A 22,468-nucleotide genomic window follows, 5' to 3' on the forward strand; every position below is an offset into this window, starting at 1 on the left:
CCCGGAGAGTATCAGGTGGGAACTTTACGCAGCATTTCCACGCCGGTTAGGCCGCCCGCGATTTCGCGCAGTGCAGTGACCGTGGGCTTGTCTTTGCTGTCCAGGCGCGGGGCATGGCCTTGCGCCAGCTCGCGGGCGCGGTACGTGGCGGCCAGCGTGAGCTTGAAACGGTTGGGGATCTGATTCAGACAGTCTTCGACGGTAATGCGAGCCATTAGGACACCTGGTGCTGATGGAGGATAGGGAGAATGCGGATTCGTTTCAGTGCGCGGCCGGGATGCCGAGTTGCGCAAACAATTCAGCGTGGCGGGCGGCCTGAGACGAAAAACGTAGCCGCGCGGCGCTGACGATTTGAGTCAGTTCCGACAAGGCTACGCTAAATTCTTGATTAATAATAACATATTCGCATTCAGGCGCGTGGGCGATTTCACCCCCCGCGGCCATCAGGCGGCGCGCGATGACTTGCGGGGCATCCTGGCCGCGCGCCTTGAGCCGGCTTTCGAGTTCTTCGATGGACGGCGGCAGCACGAAAATGCCGATCGCGGCAGGAAAACGCTGGCGCACCTGGCGCGCGCCTTGCCAATCGATTTCAAGCAGGACGTCGCGGCCTTCGCGGGTGGCGGCGTCGATGGGATCACGCGGGGTGCCGTAGAAATTGCCATGCACTTCGGCCCATTCCAGAAGGCGCTGTTCTTCGCGCAACTGCTTGAATTCGTCGGCGCCGATGAAGCGGTATTCGCGGCCGTCTTCTTCGCCAGGGCGCGGGGCGCGGGTGGTGCAGGAGACGGACAGGAGAATGGCGGGATCTTGCGAGAGCAAGGCCTTGACCAGGCTGGACTTGCCGGCGCCGCTGGGTGCGACGACCATGAAGACATTTCCGGGGTTGGCGTGCATGAATATGACGTGCGTGTGATGCTGAGACCCGAAGGATAGCAAATCGCGCGACGCGGCAGGGGGAAAACCCGCCGCGCCGCGCGATTTTGCGTGGCGCGCTGCCGATTATCTGTCGAGGATTATTTGGCGGCCGCCTGCACCAGTTTGCCGCCCGGCGCGGGCGAGTCGCTGCCCAGCAGGTGGCCGTTGATTTCCAGACCGTACAGCGAGTCGTCCGAGTCGTGATACTTGGCGCGGGTCTTGGCAACCGATTCGGTATAGCGCGGGTCCTGCGGGCGTTCGTGGGCGTTCATGAAATACGCCACGTCCCAGGCTTCCTGGTCGTTCAGCATGCCGGCCTGGCCCAGCGGCATGTTCGCCTTGATGAAGCCGGCGGCGTTGCCGATCTGATGCATGCCCGCGCCCCAGTTGAACGAATCCGGGCCCCACAGCGCCGGGAAGACCCAATGCGTACCGTTCTTCTGGCCCTGGCCCTTGTCGCCATGGCAGACGGCGCAGTACTGCCCGTAGACCTCGCTGCCGCGCACGTAATCGGCCTTCTGGGCCGGCGGGTGCCATTACCGGGCTGCCGCGCGAGCCATTGGCCATGGCTTCGAGCTGCTCGGCCAGGTAGGCGGCGCCCAGGGCCAGCGCGCCCGCCTAGCGAGCGACCGTACAGGACCGTAGAAGAAACGGCTGCGAACTGACAGGCAGGGGCCGCAATGATTGGGGCCATGAAGACAGGGGCCGTAAAGGCATGGAGGAGGTCTTCGTCCAGTTATTGATTTTGAGTAATAAGCTAATTTCCAGAAATTATATAAAAGGTTGTGACAGATCAGGGCATCGCATCGTGATTGATGTGGCGCGCGCCGTTTCATTTGCTTGCGTGGCCAGGGCGTCCGACAGGGAACGATGGAACGTTCGCTTGCAGCATGGCCAGATCGATTCGGGTAGCATTTCGCCGATCGATAACAAGGAGAATCCCATGCACTCGAACGAGATCGACCCCCCGCGCGTTGCCCTGGTCACGGGCGCTGGCACCGGCATAGGCCGCGCGGTGGCGCTGGAGTTTCTGGCGCAGGGTTATCGCGTGGTGTTGGCGGGTCGTCGGCGCGAACCGCTCGAGGCTACCCGCACGGCGGCGGGCGAAGACGGCGTCAGGGCGTTGGTCGTGCCGACCGATGTGTCCGACGAGCAGGCGGTGCGCGAGCTGTTCGATGCCGCGCAACGCGAATACGGCCGGCTGGACGTGTTGTTCAACAATGCCGGGCGAGGCGCGCCCGCGATGCCGATCGAAGAGCTACCCGTGGCGCTGTGGCGCGAGGTGGTCGACACCAACCTGACCGGCATGTTCCTGTGCGCCCAGGCCGCGATCCGCGTCATGAAGGCGCAGACGCCGCAGGGCGGCCGCATCATCAACAACGGCTCGATCTCGGCGCACGCGCCGCGTCCGTTCTCGATCGCCTACACGGCCACCAAGCACGCCGTGACGGGCCTGACCAAGTCGATTTCGCTCGATTGCCGCCCGTATCACATCGCTTGCGGCCAGATCGACATCGGCAATGCCGCCACCGAGATGACCGAGCGCATGGCCGCGGGCATCCTGCAGGCCGACGGCAGTACCAAGGTCGAACCGCGCATGGACGTCGCCCACGTCGCCCAGGCCGTCGCCGCCATGGCTCGCCTGCCGCTGGAAGCCAACGTGCAATTCATGACCATCATGGCCACCAACATGCCATTCGTGGGGCGTGGCTAGGCAGCCACCTTGTGCGGCAGCAAAAAAGCGCCCTTTGGGCGCTTTTTTTATCGGCCAGCGACCATCTGGCCCTGAGCCATGTCGATGTAGCTGCGCGCGCCGACGTAGCGCTTGGACCAGTACGGGTTTTTCATTTCGTCCACGCGGACCTTGGCGCCGCGGCGCGGGGCGTGCACGAACTTGTTCTGGCCGATGTAGATGCCCACGTGCGAGGTGGTGCCGCGGCCGCGGGTGGCGAAGAACACCAGGTCGCCGGGCTTGAGCTGCTGCTTGTTGGACACCGTGTCGCCATGGCTGCGCTGTTGGCGGGCAGTGCGGGGCAGTTCCAGGCCCGCGATTTCGCGGTACACGAACAGCACCAGGCCGCTGCAGTCGAAGCCTTCGGCGGCATCGTCGCCGCCCCAGCTGTAGGGCGTGCCGATGGCGGCCAGGCCGGCCTGCACGACACGTTCGCGCAGGGTGGGGACGGTGGGTTCGTGCGCCAGGCTCAGGCCGGACAACGAGCCACGGGCGGCGTCGGCGGAAGGCAGGGAAGCCTGGGCAGCGCCAGGTAACCAGGAGAACGTCAGGGCCAGCAGGGGGGCGGACAGGAAGGCGGGAATGCGGAACGAGGCAAATCGTGCTTTTCGCGTGGGCGGCGTCATTACGTCACTTCAAGAATCGGAGTAGGCGGCATGGCTTTGCCGTGGGGGCAAGCCGGCGGAAAGGAGGCAGGTGAGCCTAGGGTCTGCCAACACGAGCGCGGTGTTTTTGCGGTGTTGGCAGGCCTTAGGCCCCACTGACTGCCACGGTATTGTAATGGAATAAAGTTTCATTACATTTGTAGTGCAATGCAGCATTCTGGTGGGGCGGCCGTTACGTTGCCCGGTCGGAAAAAGGTAACGGCCAGCCGTCGAAAACAGGGTTGACGGGTTGTCGCGCGCGGATCGGGCGGACGCGTCGCCCGATCCGTGCCAGACCTGGCTCGTCAGAAACTGCCGCGCAGCCCGACCATGACCGCGCGGCCGCCCTCGGGGGCGACGTCGCGCAGGACAGAAGTGGCGTAGCGGATGGTCTGGTTGGTCAGGTTGATGCCGCGAACATAGGCCTGCCACTGGACCGCCGCGACCTTGAAGCGGTAGCCGGCGTTGGCATCCAGGCTGTAGTAGCCGGGGGTGGCGGTGTCGTTGTCAGGGCGGCTGTGCTGGGCGAAGGCCTTGGATACGCTGACGCCGGCGTTGTAGGCGCCGTAGCCGTAATCCAGCGCCACGCGCAGGCGCAGCGGCGGGATGCGTGGCAGCGAGCGGCCGGTGTCGTCGTTGCGCGCCACCGTGTAGTCGCCCGACAGGCCCAGGTCCAGCTTGTGGCCATTGCGTTGCAGCACACGGGTGCTGCTTTCGGCTTCCAGGCCGTACAGGCGGGCGGACACGCCCTGGTAGCGGGCTTCGGGCAGCGCGCCGTCGTCGCCGGCCGCCACCACGTCGCCATCGTCATTGCGATAGCGGCCGGTATTGATTTCAGCAAGGTAGTTGGAGAAGCGGCTGTAGAACACGCCGATGCTCGCCTTGTCGGCATCCTTCTTGTAGCGCAGCGACAGGTCGCCGGACCAGGCGCGTTCCTTGCCCAGGCCCTGGTCGCCCACCAGGTATTGGCCCGTGGCTTCGTGCGGGCCGTTGGCGTACAGCTCGTAGAACGTCGGCGCGCGTTCGGTGTAGGCGGTGTTGGCGGCCACCGACCAGGCGCTGTCCAGCTTGTAGATGCCGCCCAGCGAGAAGCTGCCGGCCGTGAAGCTGCTGCGGCCGGCGCCGTCAAAGCGTTCGTTACCGCTGGCTGACGGGTTCAGGCGGGTGTGGTCGGCACGGGCCCCGGCGCTCAGCGTCAGGCGGTCGTTCAGTTTCCATTCCTCAAGCGCGAACACGGCGGCCGAGTCGGTGTCCGTGGTGGGCACCAGGGCTTCGTCGCCCAGCGCCGAGAAACGCGTCTGGCCCAATTGCAGGCCCACGACGCCGTGCAGCGGGCCGATGTCGGCGTGGCGCGCCTCGATGCGGGCCTCGTAGCCGCGGTTCTTGAAGATGGTGCCCGTTTCTCCGTCTTCGATTTCCTTGTGCTGGTAGTCGGTGTAGGCGAAGTTGAATTTGACGCTGGTGAACAGGCCGTCCAGGTCGCGCAGCTCGCTGGCGAAGCCGAAGCGTTCCTGGTGCATCTTGATGCGTACGTCCGGTTCGGCAACCGAGCCGTAGTCGGAGTCGTAGCCGCTATAGGACAGGCCGGCATAGCCGCGGTCGCTCGTCCAGGACATGCCCAGTGCGCCGCCGCTGGCCTGGCCGTCGCTGTTGGGCAGTTTGCCGCGCGGCTGGTCGCGATCGGGGTCGTCGATGGCGCGTTGCTGCGACGAACGCGCGTAGCCGGGAATGCGCAGGTCGCCCGTCTTGCGGCTGAAGGCGTCGGCGTGGATGGCGAAGGTGCCGTCGCCGCCTTCGACTTGCACGGCGCCATTGCGGTCGTTGTTGGCGCCGCCGTAGCTGCCGGCCACGTCACCGTGGATGCCGTCGATGGGTTCGGTGGGAATGCGATTGTCGATGGTGTTGACGACGCCGCCGATGGCGTTGCCGCCGTAGAGCAGGGCGGCCGGGCCGCGCAGGATCTCGATGCGATTGGTCGACAGCGGGTCTTGCGGCACGGCATGGTCGAACGACAGCGACGAGGCGTCCAGGGACCCGACGCCGTTGTTCAGGAGGCGGATGCGGTCGCCATCCAGGCCGCGGATGATGGGGCGGCCGACCATCGGACCGTAGGTGGTGGTGGATACGCCGGGCAGGCCACTCAGCGTTTCGCCCAGGTTCGAGCCGCGCCGCAGGTCCAGGTCCAGGCCCTGCACGATGGTGGACGGCGAGGCCAGCGCTTCGCTGCCCAGGGGGTTGGCGGTGATGACGACGGGAGACAGCGTGGTGGTGTCCGGGGCGGCCTGGGCGAGGGCGGCGTGAGGCAGGGCGAGCAGGCAGGCGAGGGCGAGCGGGGTCAGCGCGAGCGGGGCGCGGGCCGATGAAGATCGGGCGCGCAAGGAACGGGCTGATGACGCAGCGGTCAACGGCGAAACATTGAGGGCGCGCAGGGACAAGCGCGTCCCTGCCGGGGAGGCAGCAAAAGGCATGGTGGCAATCCTGGAGGCCGGCCAAGGAGGCGGCGGTTGAAATCGGGCGTACGGGATTTCAAGCCGCGGCGGGCGGCGCGCGGGATTGGAACCAGCTGCCGGCGGCCACCGTGGCGCCGCCGGGCGTGGACGGAGCCGGGGCGATGCGCGGGGCCGCACCGGCAATGAATGGGAATGACGCGGGCAGGGTGGCGTCCAGCAGGTCCCAGATATGGCAGAGGTCGCAGTGGCCGAGATTGTCGGCGCTGTGCGCGTCGTCGGGCCCGAAGGTCGAACCGGGTGCCTGCTCGATGGCCGAGCCGGCGAGGGCAAGGTCCAGGCTTGCCAGCGACAGGCTGCCGTGAACCGGCGCCGGGCCGCCGCCCAGGTGCGACAGCACGTGACGCAAGCCGCCCAGCGGCGCCAGCAGCAGGCAGGCGCATAGCCACGACAGCATCGCCCATCGGGCGATGTCGTGCGGGCGGCGTAGGCAGGGACGCAGGGCCGGGGGCATGAATCAGGAGTGCGAAGACGGCGAGGCAGGCTGCTCAGCCAGGTCGTGAAAAACAGAAAAACGGAATGATATATTGTTTCTATTGTGCTGGCGATGCCGGCCGCGGTGACCACGCATCGAGACGCGCGCGAATATGACACTTCATACGGCCCCGGGGTCGTGCATAATCGTCGGCATCGGCCTCTTCCGGCTTGATTGCCGAGAGCGGCCGCTTAAAACAAGATAGATAAGAAAGCGGAGTAAAGCTCAATGATGAACGCAGTACACCCCCTGTCCTCCATGAACCGGCCCGAGGCGATTCCTTTCGAGCCCTACCATGACGCGGTGGCGGCGGTCGACCGGCTGGTGGAAATCTACGCGCGCAACACGGCCTTCCTGCGGTCGGCGTTCCGTGAAGTCCTGAAGGGCCCCGGCAATGGCCGCGAACGGGCCCGCGCGTACTACCCGGCCATCCGCATCCTCGTCGAAACCTACGACCCGATCGATACCCGCCTGTCCTACGGCCACGTGGCCGAACCCGGCATCTACCAGACCACCGTCACCCAGCCGGCCCTGTTTCGCGACTACCTGATCGAACAGGTGGGCCAATTGCTGCAGAACCACCGCGTGGCGGTCGAGGTGGGCGAGTCCGATTCCCCGATCCCGCTGCATTTCGCCTTCCCGGAAGGCGCCTATGTCGAAGGCGAGCACCTGGAAGCGCTCAAGCGCCCCTTGCGAGACCTGTTCGACGTGCCCGATCTGGCCGTCACCGATGACGCGATCGTCAACGGTTCGTGGCGCGGCAAGGAAGGCGAACCCAAGCCGCTGGCGCCCTTCACGGCGCAGCGGGTGGACTACTCGCTGCACCGCCTGCAGCACTACACCGCCACGGCGCCGGGCCACTTCCAGAATTTCGTGCTGTTCACCAACTACCAGTTCTACGTCGACGAGTTCTGCGCCCGGGCCCGCGCCCTGATGGCCAGCGGCAACGAAGACTACGAGATGCTGGTCGAACCCGGCAACCGCATCACCCGGCGCGGCGAATCGTCTCCGGCCGACGAAGGCCAGGGCCAGCGGCTGCCGCAGATGCCGGCCTACCACCTGGTGCGCGGCGACCATTCCGGCATCACGCTGGTCAACATCGGCGTGGGGCCATCCAACGCCAAGACCATCACCGACCACATCGCCGTGCTGCGTCCGCATGCCTGGCTGATGCTGGGCCATTGCGCGGGCCTGCGCGATTCGCAGCGGCTGGGCGATTACGTGCTGGCCCACGGCTATGTGCGCGAAGACCACGTGCTGGATGCCGATCTGCCGACCTGGGTACCGGTGCCGGCCCTGGCCGAAGTGCAGGTGGCGCTGGAGCAGGCAGTGGAGGAAGTCGCGGGCCTGTCCGGCTGGGACCTCAAACGCATCATGCGCACCGGCACGGTCGCCACCATCGACAACCGCAACTGGGAACTGCGCGATCACGTCGAACTGGTCGAGCGCTTCGCGCAGTCACGCGCCATTGCGCTGGACATGGAATCGGCCACCATCGCGGCCAACGGTTTCCGCTTCCGCGTGCCTTACGGCACGTTGCTGTGCGTGTCCGACAAGCCGCTGCATGGCGAGTTGAAGCTGCCGGGCATGGCCAGCGCCTTCTATCGCCGGCAGGTCAACCAGCATCTGGAAATCGGTATCCGGGCGCTGGAACGACTGCGCGACATGCCGCCCGAGCGGCTGCATTCGCGCAAGCTGCGCACCTTCATGGAAACGGCGTTCCAATAGCCGCCTTGGCGCTGCGATTTCGAGTTTTTCACCGTGACGCTGACGGCCAGAAAGATCGATGGCGACGTGCCAGGCAAGTCAATAACAGGCCGGAGAACACCGAAGCCGCCCCGGGCGGCCCGTGAACGTCATTGAACCAAATCTCAGGTGCAATGAACTTCTGCAGTGATATTTCCCTGGGGATTTCGCCGACTGGGGGCAGTTGCGCTATGCTCCGCCGTTGCCGGGAAAACCCGCAGCCCCTGCCCCCCGGCCGGCGGGGTCTTTTCGCTCTGAAGGAACACGACTTTGGCATTATCGGAACACGACTCGCGCCGCAGCGGCGGCCAGGCGGCGACACTCGCGCGGTCCGAATTGCGCCGCACCTTGTCGTCGCGCCACCTGACGATGATCGCGGTGGGCGGCTCCATCGGCACGGGCCTGTTCGTGGCCTCGGGCGCCACCATCGCGCAGGCCGGCCCCGGCGGCGCGCTGCTGGGCTACGTGCTGATCGGCGTGATGGTCTATTTCCTGATGACCAGCCTGGGCGAACTGGCCGCCAGCATGCCGGTGTCCGGCTCGTTCTCGACCTACGGCGCGCGCTACGTGGAAGAGGGCTTCGGCTTCGCGCTGGGTTGGAACTATTGGTACAACTGGGCGGTTACGGTGGCCGTGGACCTGGTGGCCGCGCAGCTGGTGATGGCGTACTGGTTTCCGGACGTGCCCGGGGTGTACTGGAGCGCGCTGTTCCTGGCGATCACCTTCGGCCTGAACGCCTTGTCGGCCCGCGGGTTCGGTGAAGCGGAATTCTGGTTCGCCCTGATCAAGGTGGTGGCGGTACTGGCCTTCGTGGCGATGGGCGTGATGATGCTGCTGGGCATCATCCGTGGCGGCGAAAGCGGCGGCGTGGCCAACTGGACGGTGGGCGACGCGCCTTTCGCGGGCGGTTTCGCGGCGCTGATCGGCGTGGCCATGGTGGTGGGCTTCTCGTTCCAGGGCACCGAACTCATCGGCATTGCCGCCGGTGAATCGAAAGACCCCGCCAAGAACCTGCCGCGCGCCGTGCGCCAGGTGTTCTGGCGCATTCTGCTGTTCTATGTGGCGGCGATCCTGGTGATCGGCCTGCTGATTCCCTACACCGATCCGCATCTGCTGCGCAACGAAGTCACCGACATCAGCGTCAGCCCGTTTGCCCTGATCTTCGAGCGCGCGGGCTTGTTGGCCGCAGCCTCGATCATGAACGCGGTGGTGCTGACCTCGGTGCTGTCGGCCGGCAATTCCGGCATGTACGCGGCGACCCGCATGCTCTACAGCCTGGCGCGCGACGGCAAGGCGCCGGCCGTGTTCGGCCGCGTGTCGCGGTCGGGCGTGCCGCTGTGGGCGCTGGTGGCCACCACGGTGGTGGCGGCGCTGTGCTTTTTCACGTTCGTGTTCAGCCCCAAGGCCGTCTACATCTGGCTGCTCAATACCTCGGGCATGACGGGCTTCATTGCCTGGCTGGGCATTGCCATCAGCCACTACCGATTCCGCCGCGGCTACGTCAAGCAGGGCCGCAACCTGGCCGATCTGCCCTATGTGTCGCCGTTCTTCCCATTCGGCCCGATCTTCGCGTTCGCGCTGTGCCTGATCATCACGCTGGGCCAGAACTACCAGGCTTTCCTCGAGCAGCGCATCGACTGGGGCGGCGTCGCCGCCACGTACATCGGTATTCCGCTGTTCCTGCTGATCTGGCTGGGCTACCGACTGGCCAAGGGCTCGCGCTTCGTGAGCTACAAAGACATGACCTTCCCGGACGCCCGGGCGCGCAGCGCGTACCTGGATTCGGCGTTGCGGGGGGAACCGGCGACGGGTGAAGTCTCTGGCCGCAACGCCTGAGTCAAGGCGCGACATAAAGGCGGCGCCGCGCTGACGAAGCGCGAGCGCGCTATACGAGAAATTCCGCGCGGATACGGTCGGTGTCGAAAGGGGTGATTCCCCCGTCCACGCCAAAGACAGTTCGCGCTGCCTGCGGGTCGTCCACGATCCGGCCGCGCGCCTGCGCATGCAGCGTGAACAGCGTATGCAGGTCGGGTTGGGGGCGCGTCATCAACGCGCGCAGCATCAGCGAGACGCCGGACAGGTTGTTGGCCACATTGTTCAGCCGGGGCTGTTCGCGCAGCGCGACATCCATCCAGCGTACACGCCCGGCGTGCAGGTCCAGCGCCAGCGGCAGGCTGATCATCGTATTGGACGCCAGGTCGACCCGATCCATGACCGTGCGCGGTTCGAAGGGTTCGCCCGAATTCACGTCATGGCGGGCCATCCATCCGGCGAAGCACTCGGGCAGGTCGCAATACGGCTGGCCCGTGTAGCTATTGAGCACCATGACGACGAAGCGTACGCCGCGGCCGCGCAGGCGTTCCAAGTCCAGGTCGATGAATTCAGCCGCGCCCTCCGGCGCATCGACGATATCGCCGCTGTGATAGCCGCCGTAGCTCTGAAGGCGGTAGTAGGTCAGCGCGTCGATGAAGTCGAAGTCGGCGCCGAACATGGCCGCAGACAGGTCGACATCGGCGCGTCCCCGGCCGTTCTTCCACCAGAGGAACATTCTGACGAAGCCAGCGTCGGGCAAGGGCAGGCTGCTGCCGCGCGCCAGCGTGCGCAGGCTGCGCGACGCGGCGCGTTGAGCCAAGGGCACCCCGTGATCGCGCAGCGCCGGGTCCAGATAGCAGTCGCCCAGCGGTGCCAGCGCGGCAAACCGCTTCAGTAGCGTGGCCTGGCACAGGTCGCCAAGGGCCGCGGCCGATCCGTCGGGCAGCGGCGCGCGGGCGTCCGCCATCGCAAATACCTTGGCCACTTCGCCCTTGGGGTAGAACGAGCGCAGCGCGGCAGGCGCGTCGCGGTGCGTCGCGTGGGTGTGCAGCTGCAGCAGCAGCGGAGTCGGCACCTGATCGACGACATGGGCAAAGCCCTGCAGTACCGACTGCGGGTTTGCCGCGGTACGCAGCAGGTGGTCCAGCCGGCGCGCGAATTCGCCCGGACGGCTGGCCAGGCGCTGGGCGGCGTCCTCCGTCTGGCCGGCGGCCAGCAAGGTTTCGATTGCGCTGTTGAAGGTGGCCGGGGAGCGGCCGCTGCGCAGCTGGGCAAAGGCGGCGGCCGTCGCCGGGAAGCGGTCGGCGTATTCGCCGGGGTGCAACACTTCGCCCAGGCGCTTCCAGCGCTCTTTCCAGCGCGGCATGTCCTGCGCTGCATTGGGGTGCCGCTCTACAAGCGCCAGCAACTGCTTGCGCCGGGCGCGGGGAAGGGAGGCAAAGCGCGTGGGCAACGCAAGCGACACATCGCCGTCCGCCAGGGCCACCGCGACGCGGAGCACGTCGGTGGCGGTGTCCAGCCGGTCATGCAGAAAGGCGTCCGTGGCGGGGCCCGGCACGTGCCGGATGAGGTGGGCGCAGACCAGTGCAAGCGTCTCTTTGAACGGAATCTTCGCCGGTATCAAACGGAAGATGTCCGCACGATATTGCTTCACGTACCACGCCAGGTCATTGCGATCCGTCTCGGACAGCGAGGTGGCCGACGCGGCCAGCTGGGTGAAGATGGCTTCGCATTCGGAGGCCTCGCCCAATTCAATGATCTGCGGCTCGCGCCCATGGAACAGCGGCGGGCGGTCGGAGCCGTCGCCGGGCATCCGGCGCAGGGTCACGTAGTGCGTGATGGCATCCAGATAGCGCTGCGCATCGCTCAGGTCCTGTACCTGTTTCGGAAAATCCGGATACAGCGGCCGGTACTGGCGATGCGCGCCCGTCATTTCGCGCAGGACCTTCAACAGTTGGCGTCCGACCAGCGTCACGGACGGCCGCGGCCACGCCGCCAGGCGAGTCAACACCGCATCCGACAACAGGTAGCCCAGCGCTTCGGCTTGCGCCTGGATGGCGGCCAGCTCGACGGCGGTCACGGGGCCTGGCGGCGTGTCGGACCCGTTGCCGGCAGGAGGTGTCTTGCCCAGCAGGAGCCGGCAGCGGCGACGCAGATAGATCGGATTCATGATGCAAGTCCACGTGAAAACGCCTGCCGAAGGCAGGCGCAATGCGGAAAGCGGGAACCCTAGGTATCGAGGGTAGAAGGAAGGACTCCCATAGCCGCGGCGTCACCTTATCACACCGGGAATCCTGCCGCGCTATTCGATGTTCTGCGCCTGCTCGCGCATCTGTTCGATCAGCAGCTTCAGGTCCATGGCGGCGCGGGTGACTTCCATGCTGCCGGCCTTGGAGCCCAGCGTGTTGGCTTCGCGGTTCATTTCCTGGAACAGGAAGTCCAGGCGCTTGCCGGCGCTGCCGGCGTTTTTCTTGCCGCCGGTCTTGCCGCTGCCGTCGGTGAGCAGGTGGCGCAGTTCTTCCAGGTGCGAGCGCAGGCGCGACAGCTCTTCGGCGACGTCGATGCGCAGCGCGAACAGGTTGGCTTCCTGGGACAGGCGTTCGGACAGCTCGGCGCCCGTGATGTGGGTGAAGCCGCCGGGGAAGGCGGTTTCGACGCTTTCGCGCAGCTTGGAGGCGAGCTTGTCGCGGTGATCGGCCAGCAGCTGGGGCAGGTGGTTCTGGACCAGTTCGACGATGCCCGCGACGCCGTCGGCGCATTCGCGCATCATGCCGGCCAGGCGTTCGCCTTCGCGTTCGCGGCCGTCCTGCAATTGCTTCAGGGCTTCCTGGGCAGCCTGCAGGCAGGCGGCGCCCCAGACTTGCGGGTCGAGCGCGTCGTTGCCGCGCTGGCCGGGCCAGTTGAACAGTTCGACCAGGCGCGGCGCGGCGATGTCGGGCAGCACGCGGCGTGCGGCTTGCAGCTGTTCGGCCAGGGTCTCGAGCCAGGCGGGTTCGAGCTTGGACAGGTCGGTGCTGACGTTACGCGTATAAGACACCCGGATCTCGACCTTGCCACGCGCCAGCTGGGCGGTCAGCAGTTCGCGCAGCGGCGTCTCGACGTGGCGCAGTTCGTCGGGCAGGCGGAAATAAAGGTCCAGGAAACGGCTGTTGACGCTGCGCAGTTCCAGCGCCAGCGTGCCTTGTTCCAGGTCTGCCCGGGCGTTGCCGAAGGCGGTCATGCTGCGGATCATGGTGTGGGTTTCCTTTTGCTGTTTTGGGGCCGGGCCGCGCCGGTTCCGCCGGCCCGCCGGGGCGGGGGCGGGTATATGCAGCCCGTATATCGCCGCAGGATACTCCAAACGCAGATGGCACTGGGCGCGGGGCAGGGCGGCGGCGGGCGGCCGCTGCGGGCATCGGTCCCGAGGGCGCTGCCCGTACAATGCCGCCAATCAAATCTGACTGGAGCTTCCCCATGACCCCCGCCAATGCCATCGCCCGCCCGTCGGGCCGCGCCGTCGACGAACTGCGGCCCTTCAGCCTGGAGCGCGGCTTCACGCGCTATGCCGAGGGTTCGGTGCTGGTCAAGGCCGGCAACACCCACGTGCTGTGCACCGCCAGCGTATTGGAAAAGGTGCCGCCATTCCTGAAGGGCAAGGGCGAGGGCTGGGTGACGGCGGAATACGGGATGCTGCCGCGCGCCACGCACACCCGCGGCGACCGCGAGGCAGCCCGCGGCAAGCAAAGCGGCCGCACCCAGGAAATCCAGCGCCTGATCGGGCGCAGCCTGCGCGCGGTGTTCGACATGCGGGCGCTGGGCGAACGCACGCTGCACCTGGACTGCGACGTGTTGCAGGCCGACGGCGGCACGCGTTGCGCCAGCATCACCGGCGCCTGGGTGGCGGCGGCCGATGCCGTGGCCTTGTTGATGCAGCGCGGCGATCTGGCCGTGAACCCGATCCGCGACGCGGTGGCGGCGGTGTCAGTGGGCCTGGTGGACGGCCGCGCGGTGCTGGACCTGGACTATCAGGAAGATTCGGCCTGCGACGCGGACGTGAACGTCATCATGACCGGCAGCGGCGCGTTCGTGGAAGTGCAGGGCACGGGCGAAGGCGCCACGTTCACGCGCGCCGAGCTGGATGCCATGCTGGCGCTGGCCGAAGGCGGCATCGCCGGGCTGGTGCGCGAACAGCGCGCGGCGCTGGGCGGCTGAGGCAAGAGGCGCGATCAAGGCGCGGCATCAAGCAGCCGCATCAAGGGGTGGCATCAAGAAGCGGGATTGCGCCCGGGTGGGCGGCAGTCCCGCTGAACTTGCGGCGGCTCAAGCCCTGCGCGCAGCCATCACGCCCGGGATGCCAAGCCCGGTTGGCGGTCAAGGCAGCAACGCGCCGATCCGTTCCGTTTTTTCCAGATTCCAGATCGCGCCGATCAGGCCGCGCAGTTCCGCGTCGGTCGCGGCATCGGCGTAACGGCCCAGGCTGAGCGTCTTGGCCTCGATTTCATCGCGCGACAGGGTATTGCCGGGATCGCCCTTGGGTTCGTCGACCCGGCCGTGCAACTGGCGGCCATCGCGGGTGTACACCGTGACCTTGCCGATCCAGCGCTGCGGGTAGGCGGCGTCGACCTCGGGGTCCAGTTCCATCGTGACGCGGGCGCGGAAGGCGGCGACCGCCGGGTCGTCCAGCGCGCCGTCGAATTCCGGCAGGCCGGCGCGGCCCTTGCGGGCGATCAGGCCCAGCACTGTTCCCATTGAAAACTTGGATTGATGCACCGTGCGCGGGTCGACCACGGGCCCCAGCACGTCGATCGCACCCTGGTGCACGTGCGCGATGACGCGGTCGATGGCGTCTTCGGTGAGGGAGTGGTCGCGTAGCACCTGTTGCAAGGCGTCGGCCGCGGGATGGGTGTGGCGGCACGAGGCGTGGAACTTGAACGAGGTTTCGGCCAGGGCCCAGCGCGTGCCCAGGCGGTCGGTCAGGCGCGAGGGGTCGGCGTCGCGGGACATGCCGGCGGCCATGCCCTGCGGGCCTTCCAGGATGTGGCGCGCGCCGGTGAAGCCTTCGCGGGCCAGGTAGGCGGCGGCGATGCCGTTGGCGGCGGCGCGGGCGGTGTGCAGTTGCTTGGAGTCGGCCGCGTCGCGCAGGAATTCCCACAGGCCGGCGGCCTGGGTGCCGGCCGAGCCCAGCGCGTGCAGCATGGCCTCGGGCGACAGGCCCAGCAGGCGGCCGGTGGTGGCTGCGGCGGCCAGGGTGCCGGCGGTGCCGGTGGTGTGGAAGATCTTGTAGTGGGATCGGCCCAGGAACTCGCCGACGCGGATGCCGACCTCGTAACCGGCGACGGCGGCCACCAGCAGGTCGCGGCCCGAGCTGCCCAGCGCCTGGGCCACGGCCAGCGCCGGCGGGAACACCACGGCGGCGGGGTGGAACACCGACCCGTTGTGCACGTCGTCCTGCTCGACCACGTGGGCGGCGGCGGCGTTGACCATGGCGGCGAACACGGGCGAGGTGCGGCGCCGATTGATCAGGATTTCGCTGGGGCCGTCAGCCGGTCCCATGGCGGCGGCGTAGCGGTCCATGGCCAGTACGGGACGGGCAGCCGCGCCGGCCAGGATCGAGGCCAGGCAGTCCAGCAGCAGGTCTTCGGCGCGGCGCAGCACCGGGGCGGGGATGTCTTCGAAGCGCAGGTTGGCCGCGAACGCGGCGAGTTCGGCGCTGAGGTGGCGGGTGTCTGTGGCGGCGGGCATGGTCAGGGGCGGAGTCAGAAGGAGCGGGGCAGGCCCAGGATGTGTTCGGCGACGTAGGACAGGATCAGGTTGGTCGAGATCGGCGCGACCTGGTACAGGCGGGTTTCGCGGAATTTGCGTTCGACGTCGTACTCGGTGGCAAAGCCGAAGCCGCCATGGAATTGCAGGCAGGCGTTGGCCGCTTCCCAGGACGCGTCGGCGGCCAGCAGCTTGGCCATGTTGGCCTGGGCGCCGCAGGGCTCGTGGGCGTCGAACAGGCGGCAGGCCTCGTAACGCATCAGGCTGGCCGCTTCGACGTTGATGTGGGCCCGGGCGATGGGGAATTGCACGCCCTGGTTCTGGCCGATGGGGCGGCCGAACACCATGCGTTCCTTGGCGTAGGCGGTGACCTTGTCGACGAACCAGTAGCCATCGCCGATGCATTCGGCGGCGATCAGGGTGCGTTCGGCGTTCAGGCCGTCGAGGATGTACTTGAAACCCTTGCCTTCCTCGCCGATCAGGTTGTCGGCGGGAATCTCGAGGTCGTCGAAGAACAGCTCGTTGGTCTCGTGGTTGACCATGTTGGGAATGGGGCGGATCGACATGCCGTGCTTGACGGCCTCGTGCAGGTCGACCAGGAAGATGGACATGCCTTCGGACTTGCGCGTGACCTGGTCCAGCGGCGTGGTGCGCGCCAACAGGATCATCAGGTCGGAATGCTGCACGCGCGAGATCCAGACCTTCTGGCCGTTGATGACGTAGCGGTCGCCGCGGCGCACGGCGGTGGTCTTGATTTTGGTGGTGTCGGTGCCGGTGGTGGGTTCGGTGACGCCCATGGATTGCAGGCGCAGTTCGCCCGCGGCGATGCGCGGCAGGTATTCGCGCTTTTGCGCTTCGGAACCGTGGCGCAGCAACGTGCCCATGTTGTACATCTGGCCGTGGCAGGCGCCCGAATTGCCGCCGCTGCGGTTGATTTCTTCCATGATGACCGAGGCTTCGGTCAGGCCCAGGCCCGAACCGCCGTATTCCTGGGGGATCAGGGCGGCCAGCCAGCCGGCTTCGGTGAGCGCGCGGACGAAAGCGTCGGGGTAGCCGCGTTCTTCGTCGACTTTGCGGAAATATTCGGCGGGAAATTGCGCGCAGAGGTCGCGCACGGCTTCGCGGATGTCCTGGTAGGCGTGGGAGGCGTCGGGCATGGAGTTGTCGGTGTCTATGAATGAATCGGTACAGCATCGAATGTGCCGCAAGGGGCCGCGCCTGCCAATTCACAATTCATTAATACGGGGTTCCTGTTCGCAAAAGCGCATTTGTGTGACCGCCGTTTGTCATGCGGGGCCGGGGATGTGTCAAGAAATTGCCAAACTGCATCCCCATAATCGGCCCGTTACGCCTATGTGGCGATGCAACAGACGGATGGATATGCGGAAAAATCTCAGGGTGACGACGGCGGTTTCGGCGATTCTCGCGGTGTTTGTGGCGCTGTTTGCGCTGGCGGCGGCGGCCGGGATCGCCGTGCTGCGCGAGAACCGGGCCGATATCGAGGCGCTGGGCCGTGGCAGCATCGAGCGCGCCAGCGACCTGTCGGACATGACCAGCCGCCTGTTCCAGGCGCGCGCCGCGCTGACCGACGCCAAGACGGCCATGGAAGGCGGGCTGGAAGAAGCCCGCGACCAGTCGCTGACCCACGCCGACGGGCTGCTCAAGCAGGCCGCGGCCAGCCTGGCGCGGCTGCGCGCCAATGCGGACACCAGCGAGCAGGGCGCGCCCTTGTTCGACCAGGCGCTGGCGGCCAACGCGGCGTTTGCCGACCAGACGCTGGCGGCGATGTTCAAGGCCATCAAGGGCTGGAACGGCATCGAGGTGAACCGGCTGGTGGACAAGGTGCTGCCGGTGACTGGCGCCGCCTATGTGAAGCAGGCGGACGCCTACCAGGCCTATGCCCGCGAACAGGGGCAGGCCGCGGTGGCCGGCGCCAGCCAGACGATGCAGCGGGTGACGGTGGTGGCGGCGGCCGTGCTGGCCTTCGTGCTGGTGCTGGCGGTGTTGATCCGCCTGGGGTTCCGGCGCCGCATCCTGCGGCCGCTGAACGAGGCGGGCGCCCATTTCGACCGCATTGCCGACGGCGACCTGACCGGCAACATCGCGGTGCATGGCGATAACGAGATCGGCGTGCTGTATTCGGCCATGCGCCGCATGCAGACGGGGCTGTCGGCGGCGGTGGCCTCGGTGCGCCACGGCGTCGAGGAAATCCATACCGGGTCGGGCGAGATCGCCGCGGGCGGGGCCGATATGTCGGACCGCACGGCACGCCAGGCCGGCTCGCTGCAGGAAGCGGCGGCCAACATGACGCAATTGGCGCATACGGTGCAGATGACGGCGGGCAATGCCGACCTGGCCAGCCGCCAGGCGCTCAGCGCCACCCAGCTGGCCCAGCGCGGCGGCCAGGCGGTGGAAGAAGTCGTGACCAGCATGCAGGGCATTGCCGACAGCGCGCGCCGCATCGGCGAGATCGTGGGCGTGGTGGACAGCATTGCCTTCCAGACCAATATCCTGGCGCTCAACGCGGCGGTGGAAGCCGCCCGCGCGGGCGAGCAGGGCAAGGGCTTTGCGGTGGTGGCGGGCGAGGTGCGCTCGCTGGCTCAGCGCAGCGCGCAGGCCGCCAGGGAAATCAAGGGCCTGATCGAGGATTCGGCCTCGCGGGTGCAAGTGGGCGTGCGCCAGGTGAACCTGGCCGGCGACACCATGCGCGACATGCTGGCCTCGGTCGACAAGGTGACCCAGATCGTGGCGGAAATCTCCAGCGCCACGGCCGAGCAGGCCGCCGGCATCGCGTCGGTCAATGATGCGGTGGCGGACATCGAACGCTCGACCCAGGAAAATGCGGCCATGGTGGAGCAGACCGCCGCCGCGGCCGCCGCGCTGGAATTGCAGGCGCAAGGCCTGCGGCGCGCGGTGTCGGTGTTCCAGATCGCCCAGGCGGCGCAGCACGCCGCCGGGCAGGCGTCAGGGAGTGAGCTGCGGCAGGGCGCCGCCGCTGTAGCGCTCGGACACCAGCGACAGGTTCCCATGCTTGACCTTGTGCTTGACATGGGCAGCGGCCGACGCGATGTCCTCCGGGCGGATGCGCTCGCATAAAGAGGGGGTGACGGTCAGCGCGCCGACACCCAGCGTCACGAACGGGAAGAAGCGCGGCACGCCGTAACGGTCTTCGGCTTCGATGCCACCGTTGCGGCGGCCCTGGTCGTCGTACAGGTCGATGGCGCGTTCATTGAATTCCGCGATGATGCGCTGGATGCGTTCGGTCCAGTCGGGGCTGCGCAGCAGCACCACGAAGTCGTCGCCGCCGACATGGCCCACGAAATCGCGCAGCGGATCGCAGTGGCGCTTGATCACGTCGGCGGTCAGCATGATCATGTCGTCGCCGCGCCAGTAGCCATAGACGTCGTTGAACGGCTTGAAGTTGTTCAGGTCGCCGTAGCAGATGGTGAAGTCGGCGGCGTCGTCCAGCAGCGTGGCGATGTGGCGACTGATGGGGATGTTGCCGGGCAGCGAGGTCAGCGGATTGGCGTAGCGCGCGGCCTCGATGCGCATTTCGGTCACCGAGCGCACCAGCGTTTCGCCGGTGGCCAGGCCGTCGTAGCGGCCGTCGCGGGTGATGATCAGGCCGTCCATCAGGTAGCGCTGGTCTTCCGATATCAGCACGTGGCTCAACTGGTCGATGGACACGTCCAGGTCCACCAGCACCGGCTCGGCGTTCATGAAGGTCGAGCAGGCGTCGCGGCCGAACAGTTCGCGGGTATAGCGCTGGGCGTAATGCTCGGAAAAGTCGCGCCGGTTGATGATGCCGACCGGGCGGTTGTCGCCGTCCACCACGGCCACGGCATGCTGGCTCTTGTGTTCGATGAAGAGCCGATGCACGTCGTCGTTGGTGTGCTTGGTCAGGAGGGCGGCGGGGGCTTCCACCCGCAGGCTGGCGGCCGTGCCGCCGGCCGAGCGCTGCGACAGCGGGGCCGGCGCGCGCACCCGCAGCGAATCGCGCAGGGGCGGCGTCAGTTCGGTGAGCAGGGCCTCGTCGGGGCGGCCCAGCAGCCAGCCCTGGGCGTAGCGGATTTCAAGGTCGCGCACCACCGCCAGGTCTTCGGCGGTCTCGATGCCTTCGGCCACGATGGCGGTGCCCAGGTACTGCGCCACCTTCAGGATGGCGCGCACCATGTTCTGCTTGCGGTCGTCGTGGCCGATGCCATTGAAGAAGTAGCGGTCGATCTTGACCAGGTCGGGCTGCATCTCGGACCACAGCTGCAGGTTCGAATTGCCCACGCCGTAGTCGTCCAGCGCGATGCGCATGCCGTATTCACGCAGGCAGGCAAAGGCGCTGCCCAGCGTGGCCATGTGTTCGGACAGGGGGTCCTGCTCGGTGAGTTCGACGATGATGTTGGACGGCGCCAGCGTGCAATCCTTGAGCAGGCGCAGCGGCATTTCGTCGCCCCACAGCGTCCAGTAGTGGATCAGCGCCGAGCCCGACAGGTTCAGGAACAGCTTGCCGGACGTCTCGTTCTGGTTGAAGCCCTGGGCGCCCGCCCGGAAACTGGCCAGTTCCAGCTGCGGATGCAGGCCCTGGCGGCGGGCTTCGGCGAACAGGGCGTCGGGAAAGTGCAGGGCGGTGTCGACCGGGCCGCGGATCAGGCTTTCATGGCCGTAGATGCGGCTGTGGGACAGGTCGATGACGGGCTGGAAGCGCGGGCGCAGCAGCCGTTCGCGCAGAATGCCCGCCAGGCTGACGGACGCGGCCGCCGCGCCGCCGGGAACAGGAGGTGCACCGGCCGCGTTCGGCCGTGGCAAAGCTTGAGGTGGGTTCATCGCCGGAGCGTTCAGATACGATCAGTGACAAGATTAGTGATATTGACCATCGAATATTTCTGTGTTGTTGCGGTTACACGTAACAGGCGGCCTGCAACCGCGACCGCGCCCTATACAATTTGGCCCTATGACATCCCCCCATATTCCCGATTCCCTGCGCCGCGTCGTGCTGGCCTCCAACAATGCCGGCAAGCTGCGTGAGTTTTCCGCCCTGTTCGCGCCCCTGGGCATCGAACTGGTGCCGCAGGGCGAACTGGGCGTGCCCGAGGCCGAAGAGCCGCACGTCACGTTTGTCGAAAATGCCCTGACCAAGGCGCGCCACGCCAGCCGCCTGACGGGCCTGCCCGCGCTGGCCGACGATTCCGGCCTGTGCGTGGCCGCGCTGGACGGCGCCCCGGGCGTGTATTCCGCCCGCTACGCCAAGTTGCATGGCGGTGAAAAATCCGACCAAGCCAACAACGCGCTGCTGGTGGCCAAGCTGGCGTCGGTGACCGACCGCCGCGCCTGGTACGTGGCGGTGCTGGCCCTGGTGCGCAGCGAAAACGATCCGTGCCCCCTGATCGGCGAAGGGCTGTGGCACGGTGAAATCATCGACCAGCCCGAAGGCGCCAACGGCTTCGGCTACGACCCGCACTTCTACCTGCCCGACCAGGGGCTGACGGCCGCCTCGCTCGATCCCGAGGAAAAGAACGCCATCAGCCACCGCGCCCGCGCCCTGCGCGAACTGCTGGGCAAGATCAGCCAGGCTTGATGCAAGGCGGGCGCGCCCCGCCCAGGAACACCGCATGTCCATCACCATCCCCATCCGCCCCGACACGGGCGCCGCGCGTACGCGCCTGGTCACCCCGGCCGGCGCCACGCTGACCAGCCTGCCGCCCCTGTCGGTCTATGTGCACGTGCCCTGGTGCGTGCGCAAATGCCCGTATTGCGACTTCAATTCGCACGCGGCGCCGGGCGAAATCCCCGAGCGCGCCTATCTTGATGCGCTGCGCAGCGACCTGGAACAGGCGCTGCCATCCATCTGGGGCCGCCAGGTGGTGTCGGTATTCATTGGCGGGGGCACGCCCAGCCTCTTGTCGGCCGCCGGCCTGGACGAGCTGCTGGCGATGCTGCGCGCCTGTTTGAACCTGTGGCCCGACGCCGAAATCACCATGGAAGCCAACCCCGGCACCGCCGAGGCCGATCGCTTTCGCGACTACGCGGCCAGCGGCGTGACCCGGTTTTCGTTGGGCATCCAGAGCTTTGACGACGCCCAGTTGAAGAAGCTGGGCCGCATCCATGATTCGGCCCAGGCCCGCGCCGCCATCGAGATGGCCCAGCGCGCCGCGTCGCGCGTGAACCTGGACATGATGTTCGCCTTGCCGGGCCAGACGCTGCAGGCCTGTGTGGCCGATCTGCGCCAGGCCATCGGCTTTGGCACGGAACATCTGTCGCTCTATCACCTGACAATGGAGCCCAATACGGTGTTCGCCAAGTTTCCGCCCGAAGACCTGCCGGACGACGACACCAGTGCGGCGATGCAGGACGCGGTCGAGGCCGAACTGGCCGCGGCCGGGCTGGCCCGCTACGAGGTGTCCGCCTACGCCCGGGCCGGCGCGCGCTGCCGCCACAATATGAATTACTGGGAATTCGGCGACTACCTGGGCCTGGGCCCGGGTGCGCACGGCAAGCTGTCTTTCCACGACCGCATCGTGCGCGAAGCGCGGCTGCGCAGCCCCGAATCCTGGATGCAGGCCGCCGCGGCCCGCGATGGCAGCCACCTGTCGGAAAACCGCCAGGTGGGCCCGGACGAACTGCCTTTCGAATTCATGCTGAACGCGCTGCGGCTGAAGGACGGCGTGGCCACCACGATGTTCAGCGAACGCACCGGCCTGTCGCTGGCCGCCATTGCGCACCAATTGGAGGCAGCCTCGAAACGGGGCCTGCTGGACGCCGATCCGACTCGCCTGCGGGCCACACCCCTGGGCTGGCGTTTCCTCAATGACCTGCAGGAAATGTTCCTGTAGCAGTCTGGCACCAAAATGGGGCATTCGTGCCCCATGCTTTGCACCATAATGGTGCTACATTTTTCCCTGACCTG

At 67.0% G+C, this 22,468-nt stretch carries 16 protein-coding genes and 2 pseudogenes; 7 read left to right on the forward strand and 11 right to left on the reverse strand.

Going from position 1 to position 22,468, the window contains the following annotated elements; genetic code table 11:
* Window positions 1-11 precede the first annotated feature (11 nt).
* From rpoZ to AC3WMR_RS10975, 3 genes and pseudogenes are all read right to left on the reverse strand, one after another.
* On the reverse strand, window positions 12-215 hold the full coding sequence (rpoZ, locus tag AC3WMR_RS10965) for a DNA-directed RNA polymerase subunit omega (protein WP_006219679.1): 204 nt from the start codon (window positions 213-215) through the stop codon (window positions 12-14).
* 46 nt (window positions 216-261) lie between these two features.
* Window positions 262-894, reverse strand: a complete 633-nt coding sequence (gene gmk / locus AC3WMR_RS10970; RefSeq protein WP_025136481.1) for a guanylate kinase — start codon at window positions 892-894, stop codon at window positions 262-264.
* 119 nt (window positions 895-1,013) lie between these two features.
* Window positions 1,014-1,442, reverse strand: a pseudogene (locus AC3WMR_RS10975) (c-type cytochrome); the annotation flags it as partial.
* Window positions 1,443-1,858: 416 nt separating this feature from the next.
* Between AC3WMR_RS10975 and AC3WMR_RS10980 the strand changes: the two are divergent.
* Window positions 1,859-2,629, forward strand: coding sequence for an SDR family oxidoreductase (locus AC3WMR_RS10980; RefSeq protein WP_492263112.1), 771 nt, complete (start codon window positions 1,859-1,861; stop codon window positions 2,627-2,629).
* Between the two features lie 47 nt (window positions 2,630-2,676).
* On the opposite strand, the gene AC3WMR_RS10985 is transcribed toward AC3WMR_RS10980, so the two are convergent.
* The 3 genes from AC3WMR_RS10985 to AC3WMR_RS10995 form a co-directional block, all read right to left on the reverse strand.
* Window positions 2,677-3,273, reverse strand: coding sequence for a C40 family peptidase (locus tag AC3WMR_RS10985; RefSeq protein ID WP_492263113.1), 597 nt, complete (start codon window positions 3,271-3,273; stop codon window positions 2,677-2,679).
* A 323-nt stretch (window positions 3,274-3,596) separates the two neighbouring features.
* Window positions 3,597-5,759 carry a TonB-dependent receptor gene (locus AC3WMR_RS10990; RefSeq protein WP_492263114.1) on the reverse strand — a complete coding sequence of 721 codons (2,163 nt, stop codon included), beginning with the start codon at window positions 5,757-5,759 and terminating at the stop codon, window positions 3,597-3,599.
* A 58-nt stretch (window positions 5,760-5,817) separates the two neighbouring features.
* On the reverse strand, window positions 5,818-6,195 hold the full coding sequence (locus tag AC3WMR_RS10995) for a hypothetical protein (protein ID WP_492263115.1): 378 nt from the start codon (window positions 6,193-6,195) through the stop codon (window positions 5,818-5,820).
* Between the two features lie 306 nt (window positions 6,196-6,501).
* On the opposite strand from AC3WMR_RS10995, the gene AC3WMR_RS11000 reads away from it, so the two are divergent.
* Both AC3WMR_RS11000 and AC3WMR_RS11005 read left to right on the forward strand, forming a co-directional pair.
* Window positions 6,502-8,001 (forward strand): AMP nucleosidase, encoded by a 1,500-nt coding sequence (locus tag AC3WMR_RS11000; protein WP_492263116.1) that lies wholly within the window; start codon window positions 6,502-6,504, stop codon window positions 7,999-8,001.
* Between the two features lie 288 nt (window positions 8,002-8,289).
* A complete protein-coding gene (locus tag AC3WMR_RS11005) occupies window positions 8,290-9,855 on the forward strand; it encodes an amino acid permease (protein ID WP_492263117.1) in 1,566 nt (521 codons plus the stop codon).
* 49 nt (window positions 9,856-9,904) lie between these two features.
* Here AC3WMR_RS11005 and AC3WMR_RS11010 read toward each other — a convergent pair whose 3' ends face one another.
* Window positions 9,905-12,001: a TerD family protein gene (locus tag AC3WMR_RS11010; RefSeq protein ID WP_492263118.1), complete on the reverse strand. Its 2,097-nt coding sequence runs from the start codon at window positions 11,999-12,001 to the stop codon at window positions 9,905-9,907.
* 132 nt (window positions 12,002-12,133) lie between these two features.
* Window positions 12,134-13,063, reverse strand: coding sequence for a YicC/YloC family endoribonuclease (locus AC3WMR_RS11015; protein WP_492263119.1), 930 nt, complete (start codon window positions 13,061-13,063; stop codon window positions 12,134-12,136).
* A gap of 221 nt (window positions 13,064-13,284) precedes the next feature.
* Here AC3WMR_RS11015 and rph point away from each other — a divergent pair, with 221 nt between their 5' ends.
* The gene (gene rph, locus AC3WMR_RS11020; RefSeq protein WP_199167955.1) at window positions 13,285-14,022 is read left to right on the forward strand and encodes a ribonuclease PH; all 738 of its coding nucleotides are present in this window, start codon (window positions 13,285-13,287) and stop codon (window positions 14,020-14,022) included.
* A gap of 159 nt (window positions 14,023-14,181) precedes the next feature.
* Here rph and AC3WMR_RS11025 read toward each other — a convergent pair whose 3' ends face one another.
* Window positions 14,182-15,558 carry an MmgE/PrpD family protein gene (locus tag AC3WMR_RS11025; protein WP_492263310.1) on the reverse strand — a complete coding sequence of 459 codons (1,377 nt, stop codon included), beginning with the start codon at window positions 15,556-15,558 and terminating at the stop codon, window positions 14,182-14,184.
* A gap of 8 nt (window positions 15,559-15,566) precedes the next feature.
* Window positions 15,567-16,727 carry an acyl-CoA dehydrogenase family protein gene (locus AC3WMR_RS11030; RefSeq protein ID WP_492263120.1) on the reverse strand — a complete coding sequence of 387 codons (1,161 nt, stop codon included), beginning with the start codon at window positions 16,725-16,727 and terminating at the stop codon, window positions 15,567-15,569.
* Between the two features lie 223 nt (window positions 16,728-16,950).
* On the opposite strand from AC3WMR_RS11030, the pseudogene AC3WMR_RS11035 reads away from it, so the two are divergent.
* A pseudogene (locus AC3WMR_RS11035) lies at window positions 16,951-18,384 on the forward strand (methyl-accepting chemotaxis protein); the annotation flags it as partial.
* Window positions 18,385-18,534: 150 nt separating this feature from the next.
* On the opposite strand, the gene AC3WMR_RS11040 reads toward AC3WMR_RS11035, so the two are convergent.
* Entirely contained in the window at window positions 18,535-20,388 is a 1,854-nt protein-coding gene (locus AC3WMR_RS11040) for an EAL domain-containing protein (RefSeq protein ID WP_492263121.1), read from the reverse strand.
* 127 nt (window positions 20,389-20,515) lie between these two features.
* On the opposite strand from AC3WMR_RS11040, the gene rdgB reads away from it, so the two are divergent.
* Complete coding sequence (rdgB, locus tag AC3WMR_RS11045) at window positions 20,516-21,139, forward strand: RdgB/HAM1 family non-canonical purine NTP pyrophosphatase (protein ID WP_492263122.1); 624 nt, start codon at window positions 20,516-20,518, stop codon at window positions 21,137-21,139.
* A gap of 34 nt (window positions 21,140-21,173) precedes the next feature.
* The gene (gene hemW / locus AC3WMR_RS11050) at window positions 21,174-22,394 is read left to right on the forward strand and encodes a radical SAM family heme chaperone HemW (RefSeq protein ID WP_492263123.1); all 1,221 of its coding nucleotides are present in this window, start codon (window positions 21,174-21,176) and stop codon (window positions 22,392-22,394) included.
* The last annotated feature ends 74 nt before the right edge of the window (window positions 22,395-22,468 follow it).

It is taken from the genome of Achromobacter sp. FW305-C-28 (genome assembly GCF_058783235.1).